Genomic DNA, 12,920 nt, shown 5'->3' on the forward strand with positions numbered 1-12,920 from the left:
ACAGTCCTAAGCCCTTCGCACCAAACTCCCCTTCAGCGCCCCCTCTCCCTGCGGGAGAGGGTCGGGGTGAGGGCCGCCCCAGGCGCCCGCTCAGTCCCTTACAGCGCCTCGCGCCACAGGCTCACCGCCATCTCGGCGGAGGCGCCCGGCGCCACGGTGAGGACGTCGTCCATCACCCGGGCGGTCTCGATGCAGAGCATGCCGGTCCAGGCGTCGTCGGCGAACTGGCTCAGGCGCGCGGCCTTGTCGATCCAGGGATTCCACAGCACCGCCGAATGACTGTTGCGGGTCTCGACGAACAGCCGGCGCTGCCACTGGGGATCGCGGATCGCCAGGCGGGCCGGCAGGCCGACATAGACCCGGTCGGTCTCGGCGGTGATGGTCGGCTCGCCGTTCTGCCGCTTGCGGGTCCAGCCGTCCAGGCAGTCGTAGTAGTCGGCATTGGCCAGGCCTTCGATACCTACTTCACGCACGTCGCTCACGGCGAAATAGGTGTGCAGCGCCTGGCTCAGCACCAGCGGATGATCTTCCAGATTGCGCACGCTCAGGGTCAGCTCCAGGCGCTCACCGACGCTCAGGCTCAGGGTCAGCTCGGTGGCATGGGGCCAGCCTGGAGTGGTCTCGGCGGAGGTGCGGTGATGGAAGTCCAGGCGCACCCGGTCGGTGTCCACCTCGACGCCGCCGGCCTGCCAGGCGACCTGGCGCGCCAGGCCGTGGGCCGGGGCGTCCTCGGTGGTGGTGCACATGGCCTGGACCGCGGGCGGATTCTTCAGCAGGTCGCCGAACCAGGGCCAGCAGACCGGGATGCCGCCACGGATCGGGGTACCGGGCTCGAACACGGCTTCCGGATTGCCCCAGACGATGTCCGGCTCGCCGTCGAAGCCGTAGCGCAGCACATGGGCGCCCTGGCAGGCCACCAGGGCTTCGGCCTGGCCGACGCGGATGCGCCAGACGGGCAATTGACCCAGTTGGATCTGTTCGACGAGGGGGGCAGCGGACATGGGATGACTCCTGGAAAAGGTGAGAGGCGACTGTAGTCCAGTCGAGGACCGGGCTCCAGCCAGCCATGGACAGCAGCGGCGGGAAAATCTTCCAACGCTGGCCGCGTCTCATACCGGTGCCGCACCGCTCGGCTAGACTCCTGGCCTCCCCTCTCTAGGAATGGCTCCCGCATGTCGGCTTTCCCGCGTCTTTCCCTGCTGCTCGGCCTGGGCCTGGCCCTGCCGCTCCTGGCCAACGCGGCCAATCCCCTCGACGACGAGGTCCGCGCCGCTGCCCGCGCGGTGATGGCCGAGCAGGACATCCCGGGCCTGGCGATAGGCGTCAGCGCCCCGGGCCTGCGCCGGCTCTACTACTTCGGCACCGCCGACCGTCGCAGCGGCCAGCCGGTGGACGCCGCCACCCTGTTCGAGATCGGCTCCCTGAGCAAGACCTACACCGCCACCCTGGGGGGTTACGCCGCGGTGACCGGTCGCCTGCGGCTGGACGAGTCCGCCGCTCAGGTCCGCCCGGCCCTGGCCGGCAGCGCCATCGGCCAGGCCAGCCTGCTGCAACTGGCCACCTACAGCGCCGGCGGCCTGCCGCTGCAATTTCCCGATAGCGTCACCACGGACGATCAGGCGACGGCCTTCTACCGCGCCTTCCAGCCGCCCTTCCCCGCCGGCAGCCGCCGCCTCTACGCCAATCCCAGCATCGGCCTGTTCGGCGCCCTGGCGGCCCAGCGGCTCGACGAACCCTTCGCCACGGCGCTGCAGCGCCACGTACTCAAGCCCCTGGGACTCGATCACACCTATCTGCAGGTGCCGGCGGCCGAGCAGGCCCACTACGCCTGGGGCCATGGCAAGAACGATCAGCCGCTGCGGGTCAATCCGGGTGTCTATGCCGAAGAGGCCTATGGCATCAAGACCACCGCCGGCGATCTGCTCGCCTTCGTCGAGGCGAATCTGCATCCCGGTCGGCTGCCGGGACCCCTGGCCAAGGCGCTCGACGCCACCCAGCAGGGCTACTACCGCAGTGGTCCCCTGACCCAGGGCCTGGGCTGGGAGGCTTACCCCTATCCGCTGGCCAAGACCCAGCTGCTGGCCGGCAACACCCCGGCGATGGCCCTGGAGCCGCAACCGGTGGACTGGCAACACCCGCCCCTGCCGGCGAGCGGCGCCCGCCTGCTGAACAAGACCGGCTCCACCAACGGCTTCGGCGCCTATGCGCTGTTTATCCCGGAGCGCCAGCTTGGCCTGGTGATCCTGGCCAACCGCAATTATCCGATCCCGGCGCGGATCGAGACGGCGTGGCGGATCTTGCAGAAGCTCGATAGCCGGGTGCAGTGAGCGAAGGGGTTATCGCGGCCATGGGCCGCTCCTACAGGGTGTGATGCTTCTGTAGGAGCGGCCCATGGCCGCGATAATGCGAGCAGACAGTCATCTGTAGGAGCGGCCGCATCGGCGGACCGCCATGGCCGCGATAAATCATTGAAGCCCCGTAGGGTGGATGACGGCGTAGCCTCATCCACGAACCCGCGCGTCAAACCGCGGCCTCGAACCCCGCCCGATCCCTCGCGTCCTTCCACCGGCAGCCGTAGCGTGGAAAACGGCGCAGCCTTTTCCACTGGGAGTTCGCAGCAGGGGGCTCCCCCACCCCAGCCCTCTCCCCAGGGGAGAGAGGGCCATCCGAAGTGGCGCTCAACTTCATTGGCGCTGACAAGATCAGAGCAGTCGCGTGGATGACGGTGCAGCCTCATCCACAAAACCCAACCTCAGGCCCCACCCGACTCCTCGCGCCCTTCCACCGGCAGTTCGTGCTCGGTGGCGTAGCCGGCGTCGGCCGCCTCCAGCACGCCGTGGGCGATGCTGCAAAACAGCGAATTGACCCGGCGCATGTCGCTGAGCAGGCCCAGGTGCAGGGAGCTGGTCTCGAAGCTCTCAACCACCTGCTGGTGCAGCCGCTCGACGTGGGCATGGGCATAGCGCCGCTCCAGCAGGCGGAAGCGCTGCTTGAGCCGGCGCAGGCGGCGCGCCGCGTCCAGGTCGCCGGAGAGATAGACCGACAGGCACAGCTTGAGGCTGTCGACCAGCAGCCGGTGCAGGGCGGAAAGTTCGTCCACCCCGGAAGCCGAGAAGGAACGGCGGGCGGCGATCTTCTTGCTGTCGACGTCGCTGGCCATGCGCTCGATCAGGTCGCCGGCCTGCTCCAGGTTGATCGCCAGTTCGATGGTCTCGGCCCAGCGCCGGCTGTCGCGCTCGTCCAGGTCGTCGCGCGGCATGCGCGCCAGGTACAGCTTGATCGCCGTGTAGAGGGCATCGACGTCATCGTCGAGACGGCGCACCTCGCGCGCCAGCTGCTTGTCGCCGGCGTTGATCAGCACCAGCAGGTGCTGCAGCATCTGCTCGATGACGTCGCCCATGCGCAGGAGCTCGCGGGAGGCGTTGGTCAGCGCCAGGGCCGGGGTGTCGAGGGCGGCGGTGTCCAGGTGGCGCGGCCGCAGGATGGTCTCGGCGCTGTCCTTGGCCGGCAGCATGGCGGTGCAGAAGCGCGCCAGGGGCCCGGTCAGCGGCAGGAACAGCAGGCAGCGCACCAGGTTGTAGGCGACGTGGAAGCCGATCACCACCTCGGCGTCGTTGAAGTCGTAGCCCTGCAGCCAGTCGGCCAAGAGGCCGATCCAGGGCAGCACCAGGATGCAGCCGGCGAGCTTGAACAGCAGGCTGCCCACCGCCACCCGCCGTGCCTCCACGCCCTGCTTGGCCGCGCCCATCAGCGCCAGCACGCCGCTGCCCAGGTTGGCGCCCACCACCAGGCACAGCGCCACCTTGAGCGAGATGACCCCGGAGCCGGCCAGGGTGGCGGTCAGCAGCACCGCCGCCAGGCTGGAATAGGAGACCATGGCGAAGACGGCGCCGGTCAGGGCGTCGAGCAGCTGGTCGCCGGTCAGCGAAGAGAACAGCACCTTGACCCCGGCCGCGTGGGTCATCGGCGAGGCGGCTTCGACGATCAGCTGCAGTGCCAGGATGATCAGCCCCAGGCCGATGGCGACCCGGCCGAGCTGGCCGGCGCGGGTCTGCTTGCGACCGAGAAAGAACACCACGCCCAGAAAGATCAGCAGCGGCGACAGCCAGGACAGGTCGAAGGTCAGCACCCGCGCCATCAGCGCGGTGCCCACGTCGGCGCCGAGCATGATGGCCAGCGCCGGGGTGAGCGGCACCAGGCCCTGGGCGACGAAGGAGGTCACCAGCAGTGCCGTGGCGTTGCTGCTCTGCACCAGGGCGGTGACGGCGATACCGGAAAGAAAGGCCAGCGGCATGCGCTGCATGCTGCGGCTGAGCACCCGGCGCAGGCTGGCGCCGTATACCCGCAGGATGCCGGTGCGCACGATATGGGTGCCCCACACCAGCAGGGCCACAGCGGATAGCAGATTGAGCAGTGTCAGCATCGTGGCGCCCTCCCGGCGCGTGTCCAAGAGCTCCTGGCGAGCTTGTCACAAAATCGTAATGACCGTTCTGCACAGACGCACGAGCCCGAAGGCAGGGCACCTTCGGGCTCGTGGGGACTTGCTGGATTAGGCGGCGGAGAGCCGGGTGGGTTCCGCCGCTGGGCTCAGATCTGCTCTTTGCGCAGCTTGACCGCTTCGCGGGCCTTGGCCTTGCCGCGCAGGCGGATGTTGATGGCTTCCACCGCCAGCGAGAAGGCCATGGCGAAGTAGACGTAGCCCTTGGGCACGTGGACCTCGAAGGCCTCGGCGATGAGCACGGTGCCGACCACGATCAGGAAGGACAGCGCCAGCATCTTCAGACTCGGGTGCTTGTCGATGAAAGTGCTGATGGCGCCGGCCGCCAGCATCATCACCAGCACCGCGACGATGATCGCCGCGACCATGACCGGCACGTGGCTGACCATGCCGACCGCGGTGATCACCGAGTCCAGCGAGAAGACGATGTCGATGATGGCGATCTGGATGATGGTGCCGATGAAGCCGCTGCCCTTCTTCGTGGGCGCGTCTTCGTCCTGCTCTTCCTCGCCTTCCAGGCCGTGGTAGATCTCGGCGCTGCTCTTCCACAGGAGGAACAGGCCGCCGAAGAAGAGGATGAGGTCACGGCCGGAGATGCCCTGGCCGAATACAAAGAACAGGTCGGCGGTGAGGCGCATCACCCAGGTGATGGACAGCAGCAGCAGGATGCGGGTGACCATGGCCAGGGCCAGGCCGAAGAACCGGGTCCGCGCCTGCATGTGCTTGGGCATGCGGCTGACCAGGATGGAGATCATGATGATGTTGTCGATGCCGAGGACGATCTCCAGGGCCGTCAGGGTAAAGAAGGCGACCCAGATTTCCGGGTTGGTCAACCAGTCCATTGCAAATCCTCTCGTAGCTAAGGCGCGCTCGGGCGCGCGCTCTAATGGAAAAGGCGCATCGGGCGACGCGCCGTTTTCGAACAGCCGGCAAGGCTAGTCGTAGCTCTGGCAAAACTCTAGCGGCTGTACAGCGGAAACACACCCAGTAACAAAGCGCCGACCAGCAGGAACATGCAGGTCACGGTGGCCCACTTCAGGGTGAAGCGCTGATGGTCGCCGAATTCCACCTTGGCCAGGCCCACCAGCAGGTAGGTCGAGGGCACCAGCGGGCTGAGCAGGTGCACGGGCTGACCGACGATGGAGGCCCGGGCGATCTCCACCGGGCTGATGCCATAGGCCGCGGCGGCCTCGGCCAGCACCGGCAGTACGCCGAAGTAGAAGGCGTCGTTGGAGATGAAGAAGGTGAACGGCAGGCTGACCAGGGCGGTGATTACCGCCATGTACGGGCCCAGGGCGTCCGGGATCACCGCCAGCAGGCCCTTGGACATGGCGTCGACCATGCCGGTACCCGAGAGGATGCCGGTGAAGATACCCGCGGCGAAGATCAGCGAGACCACCGCCAGGACGTTTTCGGCATGGGCGGCGATGCGCTGCTTCTGCATGTTCAGGCAACGGTAGTTGACGGTCATGGCGATGCCGAAGGCGATCATGAACAGCACCGGCATCGGCAGCACGCCCATGATCAGCGCAGCCATCAGCGCCAGGGTCAGCAGGCCGTTGAACCAGCGCAGGTGCGGGCGGCGGGCCTCGGCGCACTGGGAGACGGTGACGTCGGCGCCTTCGGTCTCGCCGATCTGCAGGATGCCCAGGCGCGCGCGCTCGCTGCGGCCATAGAGGTAGGCCAGGAAGAACAGCCAGGCGATGGCCAGCAGCATGGGCGCGATCATGGGCACGAAGACGTCGGCCGGATCCACGTGCAGGGCACTGGCGGCGCGCGCGGTCGGACCGCCCCAGGGGGTCAGGTTCATCACGCCACTGGAGAGCAGCATCAGGCAGGTCATGATCAGCGGATTCATGCCCAGGCGCCGGTAAAGCGGGAACATGGCCGCCACGCAGATCATGTAGGTGGTCGAGCCGTCACCGTCCAGGGAGACCACCAGGGTCAGGAAGACGGTGCCCATGGCCACCTTGAGCGGATCGCCCTTGACCAGCTTGAGGATCCAGCGCACCGCCGGATCGAACAGGCCGGTGTCGATCATCACCGCGAAGTAGAGGATCGCGAACAACAGCATCACGCCGGTGGGCGCCAGTTTGCGGATGCCGTCGAGCATCATCGGGCCGAGGGCGTCGAGCTTGACGTGGCCGAGGCTGGCGAATTCGCTGGACAGCGCCCAGGCCAGCACGGCGAAGGCGATCGGCACCATGGTCAGGGCGATCAGCGGAGACAGGCGCTTGGTCATGATCAGGTACATGAAGGTCATGACCATGGCGAAGCCGAGGAAAGTCAGCATGGGAATACCTCTGAATTTTCGCGAAGAGAAGGAAGATCAGCCGCGGCGCAGGGGCGCGGGGAGGGCGAAAATCCAGGGGAGAGGGGCGCGCGGGGACGCCTGGAAGGACAGATACGACATGGCAAGAATCCTGGTTATTTTTGTAGGCACGTCGCCCGCTCACGGGGGCGGGTCTTGAGGGGATCCTAAGAGGTCAACCTTTCGCCAGCCTTGCGTGGTGGCGAGTGGATGTTGCCGGATGTCACGAAGCCGACACGGGCGGGGGCTGTTCGGCCCGCTGCCAGCCCGGGATGCTCAGGTGCTCGACGAAGAAATCGAGCAGCACCTGGATCTTGGTGGGTCGGCTGCGCGCCGAGGGGGTCACGAAGTAGAGGCCGCCACGGGTCAGCTGCCAGTCCGGCAGCAGCTGCACCAGCCGGCCATCGGCCAGGTAGTCGGCGGCGATGAAGTCCGGCAACTCGGCGATGGCGAGGCCTTCCAGCAGCACCGGCAGCAGGGCTTCGGAATTGGTGACGCGCAGGGGGCCACGGGGTAGCACGCTTTCTTCGCGACCCCCGTCCCCGCTGAAGCGCCACACCTGGCTGCGCGCCCGATAGGCATAGCTCAGGCAGGCATGGTCGGTCAGTTCCTGCGGATGGCTTGGCCAGCCGTGGCGCTCGACATAGGCCGGCGCCGCCACCAGCAGCTGGCTCACCGCGCAGAGCCGCCGGGCGACCAGCGAGGAGTCCGGCAAGGCGGCGATGCGCAGGGCGGCGTCGAAACCCTCCGCCACCAGATCCACGGTGGCATCGGACAGGTGCAGATCCACCGACAGCTGGGGATAGCGGCGCAGCAGCTCGGGCAGCAGCGGCGCCACCCAGCGCAGGCCGAAGGCCATGGGCACCGCCAGCCGCACCTGGCCACGGGGCTGTACGGCGCGGGCCTGGGCGGCGCTTTCGGTCGCCTCCGCCTGGCGATAGAGATCACCGGCCTGCGCGGCCAGCTCGCGGCCGAATTCGGTCAGCGCCAGCTGCCGCGAGGTGCGATTGAACAGCCGCCCGCCGAGACGTTCCTCCAGGCGCGTCACCGCCCGCGAGACGGTGGCCACCGACACGCCCAGCACCCGCGCCGCGGCGGCGAAGGAGCCCTCTTCGGCGACCTTGGCGAACATCGCCAACCCTTCGAAATCCGGCAATCTGCTCATTTCATTCCTGCAACGATGACTTGCCAATCATTCTATTTTGCAAGGAAGCCAGGGTCGATAGGCTGACTCCACCTGATCACAATCCTTCGGAGATCCCGCCATGACCCTCAAGCTCGCCGACAAGATCGCCCTCGTCACCGGCGCCACCAGCGGCATCGGCCTGGCCGCTGCCAAACTCTTCGCCCAGCAGGGCGCCCATGTCATCCTCACCGGTCGGCGGCAGGCGGAACTGGACGCCGCGGTCGCCCAGGTCGGCAATGCCACCGGCATCGCCGTGGACTCCTCCCGCCTGGACCAGCTCGATGCCCTCTATGAGCGCATCCGCCGCGAGCACGGACGCCTCGATGTGCTCTACGTCAACGCCGGGGGCGGCAGCATGCTGCCCCTCGCCGAGGTGACCGAGGCCCACTACGACGACACCTTCGATCGCAACGTGAAGGGGGTGCTGTTCACCGTGCAGAAGGCTCTGCCGCTGCTGGCGGACCATGCCTCGGTGATCCTCGCCGGCTCCACCGCCGCCAGTACCGGCACCCCGGCCTTCAGCGTTTATGGCGCGTCCAAGGCCGCCGTGCGCGCCTTCGCCCGCAACTGGATCCTGGAGCTGCAGGGCCGCGGTATCCGCATCAACACCCTGAGTCCGGGCGCCACCCGCACCCCGGGCCTGGTGGAGCTGGCCGGTCCGGAGGCCGCCCAGCAGCAGGGTCTGCTGGACCATCTGGCCAGCCAGATCCCCCTGGGTCGCGTCGGTGAGCCCGAGGAGATCGCCAGGGTCGCCCTGTTCCTGGCCTCCAGCGATTCCAGCTTCGTCAACGGCGCCGAACTCTTCGCCGATGGTGGCCAGGCGCAGGTCTGAACGGCGTCTGGCGGCCAGAAAAAAGCGGACAGCGCCCGGGGCGCTGTCCGCTTTTTTTACCAACTGAATGCGGGCGTCAGCCGCGCAATCGCGTGTTGAGTACGGCGATATGCTCCGGGCCGATGCCGCAGCAGCCGCCGATCAGACTGGCGCCACGCGCCTGCCAGTCCTGGGCGAAGCTCAGGTAGCCGGGCGGATCCAGGTCAGGACGCAGGGGGTCGAGGCCATCATTGGCGGTGGCCTCTTCCGGCTGGGGCGGGAAGGCGTTGGCATAGGCGCCAAAGGGAATCTCGACACCCGCCGCGGCAAAGGTCGCCCGCGCGGTATCCAGCGCCGCGGCCATCACCTCGGGCTGGCTGCAATTGAACAGCAGGGCACCAGCGCCCAGCTCCACCGCCAGCTGTGCGGCCGCGGCCACCGGCTCGCCGGATCTCAGCCGTGGGGTCTCGTCGACGTCTTCGTCCTTGAGGGTGAAGGACAGCCACAGCGGCTTGCCGTCCCCTGGCAGCCCGGCGGCGATGGCGCGCACCTCGGCCAGGGAGCTCTGGGTTTCCGCCAGCCAGAGATCGACATGGGGCGCCAGGCCGCGGATCAGCGGCTGCAGCACCTCGTCCACCCGCGCCGGCTCGAACAGATCGGGGCGATAGGAGCCGAACAGCGGCGGCAGCGACCCCGCCACCCGTACCGGCTGACCGCTGGCCACCACCGCCTGCCGTGCCAGCTGGCCGGCCCGCGCGGCCAGGGCCTCGCCTTCGGCGGCGAAGCGCGCCTCGCCGATATGGAAGGGCACCACCGCATAGCTGTTGCTGGTGATCACCTGGGCGCCGGCCTCGATATAGGCGCGGTGCACCGCTTCCACCTGCTCCGGCGCCTCGCTCAGGGCCAGGGCCGACCATTCCGGCTGACGGAAGGGCGCGCCGCGGCGCTGGAGCTCGCGGCCCATGCCACCGTCGAGAAGCACAAGATTCATGTTGGCCATATAGCTATTTCACTTTTCCTTATAACCAAAACAGAGTTCAATATCGGTTCTCATATCTCTCTAATACCAGGCCCTCTTACCCTTTGCAAAGGACGCCCCCATGAGAACCGCTCTGCTATCGGCCCTCGGCCTGACCCTGGCGCTGGTCGCCACCTCGGCCTCGGCCGGTGCCACCCTGGATCGCGTCAAGGCCAAGGGCGAGCTGGTCAATGTGCTCATGGAGAGCTATCCGCCCTTCTCCCAGCTCAATGCCCAGAACCAGCTGGAAGGCTTCGACGTGGACGTGGCCAAGGCCGTGGCCGACAAGCTCGGCGTCAAGCTGCGCCTGGAAACACCTTCCTGGGACGTGATCGCCGCTGGTCGCTGGAGCGGTCGCTACGACGTCTGCATCTGCTCCATGACGCCGAGCCAGGCGCGTGCCCAGGTGTTCGATTTCCCGGTCAACTACTACGCCTCGCCGGCGGTGATCGTGGTCAACGCCGGTGACGACCGCATCCACGGCGCCAAGGACCTCTCTGGCAAGAAGGTCGGCGTCACCAGCGCCTCTTCCTATGAGAGCTACCTGAATAAGGACCTGACCATTGAGGGCCAGGAGGACAAGCCGCTGAGCTATCCCTTCGACGATGTCCAGGTGGTGCCCTTCCCCGACGACAACGTCGCCTTCCAGGATCTCGGCCTGGGCGCCGGCAAGCGCCTGGACGCGGTGCTGACCAACCTGGTGACGGCCCAGCCGCGCCTGGCCCAGGACAGCAAGTTCAAACTGGCCGGCGCGCCGCTCTATGCCGAGCCCAACGCCGTGGCCATCGAGAAGGGTGATCCGGAATTCGCCGCCACGCTGCGCGAGATCATCGAAGGGCTACGCCAGGACGGCACCCTGAAGCGGATCTCCGACAAGTGGATCGGTGCCGACATCAGCCAATGAGTCCGCTACCGCCCCCAGACCAGCGCCGCCCCCTGCTGAGTTTTCGTACCCGTGTCTGGCTGACCTGGCTGGCGCTGCTGGCCGGGGGCGTGGTCTTCGTGCTCGGCTTCGACCTCAAGTTCGCCAGCGTCTGGCCGCGCCTGCCCAACCTGGTGGGTTGGCGCCTGGGCCCCAACGGCTTCCTGCAGGGCGCGGCCCTGACGCTGTTCCTCAGCCTCAGCTCCATCCTGGTGTCGGTGCTGCTGGGCTTCGCCGCGGCCCTGGGCCGGCTGTCGTCCAGCGCCCTGGCCTATGGCGTGGCGACCTTCTACGCCTCCTTCTTTCGCGGCACCCCGCTGCTGATCCAGATCCTGCTGATCTACCTGGGCCTGCCGCAGATCGGCGTGGTGCCCGGCGCCATCAGCGCCGGCATCCTCGCCCTGTCGCTGAACTATGGCGCCTACCTCAGCGAGATCTTTCGCGCCGGCCTGCTCGGCGTTCCCGCCGGTCAGCGCGAGGCGGCCCTGGCCCTGGGCCTGGCGCCGCGGGTGATCTTCTGGCGCGTCACCCTGCCCCAGGCCATGCGCAGCATCATCCCGCCCACCACCAGCCAGTTCATCTCCATGCTCAAAGACTCCTCCCTGGTCTCGGTGATGGGTGTCTGGGAGGTGATGTTCCTTGCCCAGTCCTATGGCCGCTCCAGCTATCGCTATCTGGAAATGCTGACCACCGCGGCGGTGCTCTACTGGCTGATGTCCCTGGCCATGGAGTTCCTGCAGTCGCGCCTGGAGCGGCACTACGGGAAGGCGTATCGGGGGCGTTAGAGTCGCTTGGTCGGGCGGAGGCAAAGGACGATGCCCGATCGACGTCGGCAGCGCGCTTGATAGAGTCTTCTTGCCACCAACTACTCGCTGGTCCTTGCTGTTATGAGCAGAACCGGAGGCCATATGACTGAGACAGAAACCACTACTCAAAAGCTGGCCCGCTTTGAAACGGCGCGCTTTGCACTTGAATCACTGATGGCCAACTGTTCTCAGCTGATCTATGCAGAAGAGGCAAAACCAGAGCCGGATCAGGCATGTGTCGATCATCTGAGGGCCAGGCGGCGCGAATACCGCAGACTTCGTAACGGTCTGGACTTCGACAATCGAAGACAGATCGAGGACGCCATAGCCACCTATGGTCCCCAGGCAAAAGCCGCTATGCAGCAGGCAGAGAGATAGGATCCTGGTACAAGCCGATCGACCGAGCGCCAACCGGGATGAATGCCGACCGAATTTGCTGAAGCCAGCGTTGAAAAGGCTGCTCTTCAAAGGATCACACCCGCTATAGGAGGAGTGATCCTTTGAAATTGCAGTTAAGGCAGCAGGATCCAGCGGTTACTTGAGATCGGTGGTCAGCTCTGGCGTACCGAAGCTGACGAGCGTGGCATTGGAGCGTTCGAAATAGCCCTGCCAGAAACGTTCGAGACTCTGCAGTACCTTGCCTGAACGATAGGCGCCTTTGGCATCGTCACCGATCAGCCCCGCGCCCATCACATAAACCCGGGCGCCGTGCAGTTGGGCGAACAGCTCCTTCTTCTCTACCTTGGCCAGCTCGGCTGCAGGGTCGATTCCACGAATGCGGTTAGCTTGATAGAAGCTGCCGAAGTCGCTGTTTTCCAGCATGTCGGATACCAGCAGAATGACCTGATCCGCGCTCGGCTCCTGGCCTAGGTCTTCACCAATCTTCTTGAGGCTGGCGAAGATTTCACTGCGCGATATCTCCTCGTTCGGCTTGCCAAAACTCTCGACGAATTGCTTGCCGAATGTCTTCTGGAAAAAGGCGGCCTGCTGTTGCAGACAGGTATCGAGTTTCTTGAGACTGGCATTGCCGATATGGTTACGCACCTTGCCAACCAACGGTTTTTCCAGGATGCCGGCGAACTGCAACTTCATGTAGTTGTTCTGCAACAGAGCCGAAAATTGATAGAGCTTGATGCTGTCGCCGGGCTGCAGGTATCTCAGGGTGTGCTCCCAGGCACTGCTTTTCAGCGCCTGGGGCATATTGACCGTTTCATCGATGACCACCGTCAACGCTCGCCCCGACGCGGCTGGCTGTTCGCTGGCCAATTGCGCATAGCTGTAGCAGCTCGGCAGATCGTTACGTTCAGCCGCCATTGCCGCAGGCGCCAACAACAGGCCCGCGATTGCCAGGGTTACGGTCAGACGCAT

Annotated in this window: 12 protein-coding genes; 5 read left to right on the top strand and 7 right to left on the bottom strand. The window is 66.3% G+C overall.

What is annotated here, in order from left to right:
* Positions 1-98: 98 nt before the first annotated feature.
* Positions 99-1,001 (bottom strand): D-hexose-6-phosphate mutarotase, encoded by a 903-nt coding sequence (locus tag OXS31_RS00090; RefSeq protein ID WP_144954769.1) that lies wholly within the window; start codon positions 999-1,001, stop codon positions 99-101.
* Between the two features lie 171 nt (positions 1,002-1,172).
* Here OXS31_RS00090 and ampC point away from each other — a divergent pair, with 171 nt between their 5' ends.
* Positions 1,173-2,327 (top strand): class C beta-lactamase, encoded by a 1,155-nt coding sequence (gene ampC, locus OXS31_RS00095; RefSeq protein ID WP_267396505.1) that lies wholly within the window; start codon positions 1,173-1,175, stop codon positions 2,325-2,327.
* Between the two features lie 425 nt (positions 2,328-2,752).
* On the opposite strand, the gene OXS31_RS00100 is transcribed toward ampC, so the two are convergent.
* The 4 genes from OXS31_RS00100 to OXS31_RS00115 all read right to left on the bottom strand — a co-directional run bounded on the left by OXS31_RS00100 (position 2,753) and on the right by OXS31_RS00115 (position 7,974).
* Positions 2,753-4,423, bottom strand: a complete 1,671-nt coding sequence (locus OXS31_RS00100) for a Na/Pi cotransporter family protein (RefSeq protein WP_027600470.1) — start codon at positions 4,421-4,423, stop codon at positions 2,753-2,755.
* A 164-nt stretch (positions 4,424-4,587) separates the two neighbouring features.
* Positions 4,588-5,340: a TerC family protein gene (locus OXS31_RS00105; protein ID WP_027598678.1), complete on the bottom strand. Its 753-nt coding sequence runs from the start codon at positions 5,338-5,340 to the stop codon at positions 4,588-4,590.
* Between the two features lie 116 nt (positions 5,341-5,456).
* The gene (locus tag OXS31_RS00110; protein ID WP_027598679.1) at positions 5,457-6,791 is read right to left on the bottom strand and encodes a CitMHS family transporter; all 1,335 of its coding nucleotides are present in this window, start codon (positions 6,789-6,791) and stop codon (positions 5,457-5,459) included.
* Positions 6,792-7,032: 241 nt separating this feature from the next.
* Complete coding sequence (locus OXS31_RS00115; protein ID WP_144954762.1) at positions 7,033-7,974, bottom strand: LysR family transcriptional regulator; 942 nt, start codon at positions 7,972-7,974, stop codon at positions 7,033-7,035.
* 100 nt (positions 7,975-8,074) lie between these two features.
* Here OXS31_RS00115 and OXS31_RS00120 point away from each other — a divergent pair, with 100 nt between their 5' ends.
* On the top strand, positions 8,075-8,827 hold the full coding sequence (locus OXS31_RS00120; RefSeq protein WP_027598682.1) for an SDR family oxidoreductase: 753 nt from the start codon (positions 8,075-8,077) through the stop codon (positions 8,825-8,827).
* 76 nt (positions 8,828-8,903) lie between these two features.
* Here OXS31_RS00120 and OXS31_RS00125 read toward each other — a convergent pair whose 3' ends face one another.
* The gene (locus OXS31_RS00125) at positions 8,904-9,806 is read right to left on the bottom strand and encodes a homocysteine S-methyltransferase family protein (protein WP_074583390.1); all 903 of its coding nucleotides are present in this window, start codon (positions 9,804-9,806) and stop codon (positions 8,904-8,906) included.
* Between the two features lie 100 nt (positions 9,807-9,906).
* Here OXS31_RS00125 and OXS31_RS00130 point away from each other — a divergent pair, with 100 nt between their 5' ends.
* From OXS31_RS00130 to OXS31_RS00140, 3 genes are all read left to right on the top strand, one after another.
* Complete coding sequence (locus OXS31_RS00130; RefSeq protein ID WP_027598684.1) at positions 9,907-10,728, top strand: transporter substrate-binding domain-containing protein; 822 nt, start codon at positions 9,907-9,909, stop codon at positions 10,726-10,728.
* On the top strand, positions 10,725-11,531 hold the full coding sequence (locus OXS31_RS00135) for an amino acid ABC transporter permease (protein WP_027600475.1): 807 nt from the start codon (positions 10,725-10,727) through the stop codon (positions 11,529-11,531). The genes OXS31_RS00130 and OXS31_RS00135 overlap by 4 nt, the downstream gene beginning before the upstream one ends.
* A 123-nt stretch (positions 11,532-11,654) precedes the next feature.
* Positions 11,655-11,930: a hypothetical protein gene (locus OXS31_RS00140; RefSeq protein WP_267396525.1), complete on the top strand. Its 276-nt coding sequence runs from the start codon at positions 11,655-11,657 to the stop codon at positions 11,928-11,930.
* Between the two features lie 156 nt (positions 11,931-12,086).
* Here the strand turns inward: OXS31_RS00140 and OXS31_RS00145 are convergent, their stop codons facing one another.
* Positions 12,087-12,920 (bottom strand): hypothetical protein, encoded by an 834-nt coding sequence (locus OXS31_RS00145; protein WP_044341264.1) that lies wholly within the window; start codon positions 12,918-12,920, stop codon positions 12,087-12,089.

This window comes from Pseudomonas sp. GM_Psu_1, from assembly GCF_026544185.1.
Lineage (GTDB): Bacteria > Pseudomonadota > Gammaproteobacteria > Pseudomonadales > Pseudomonadaceae > Chryseomonas > Chryseomonas oryzihabitans.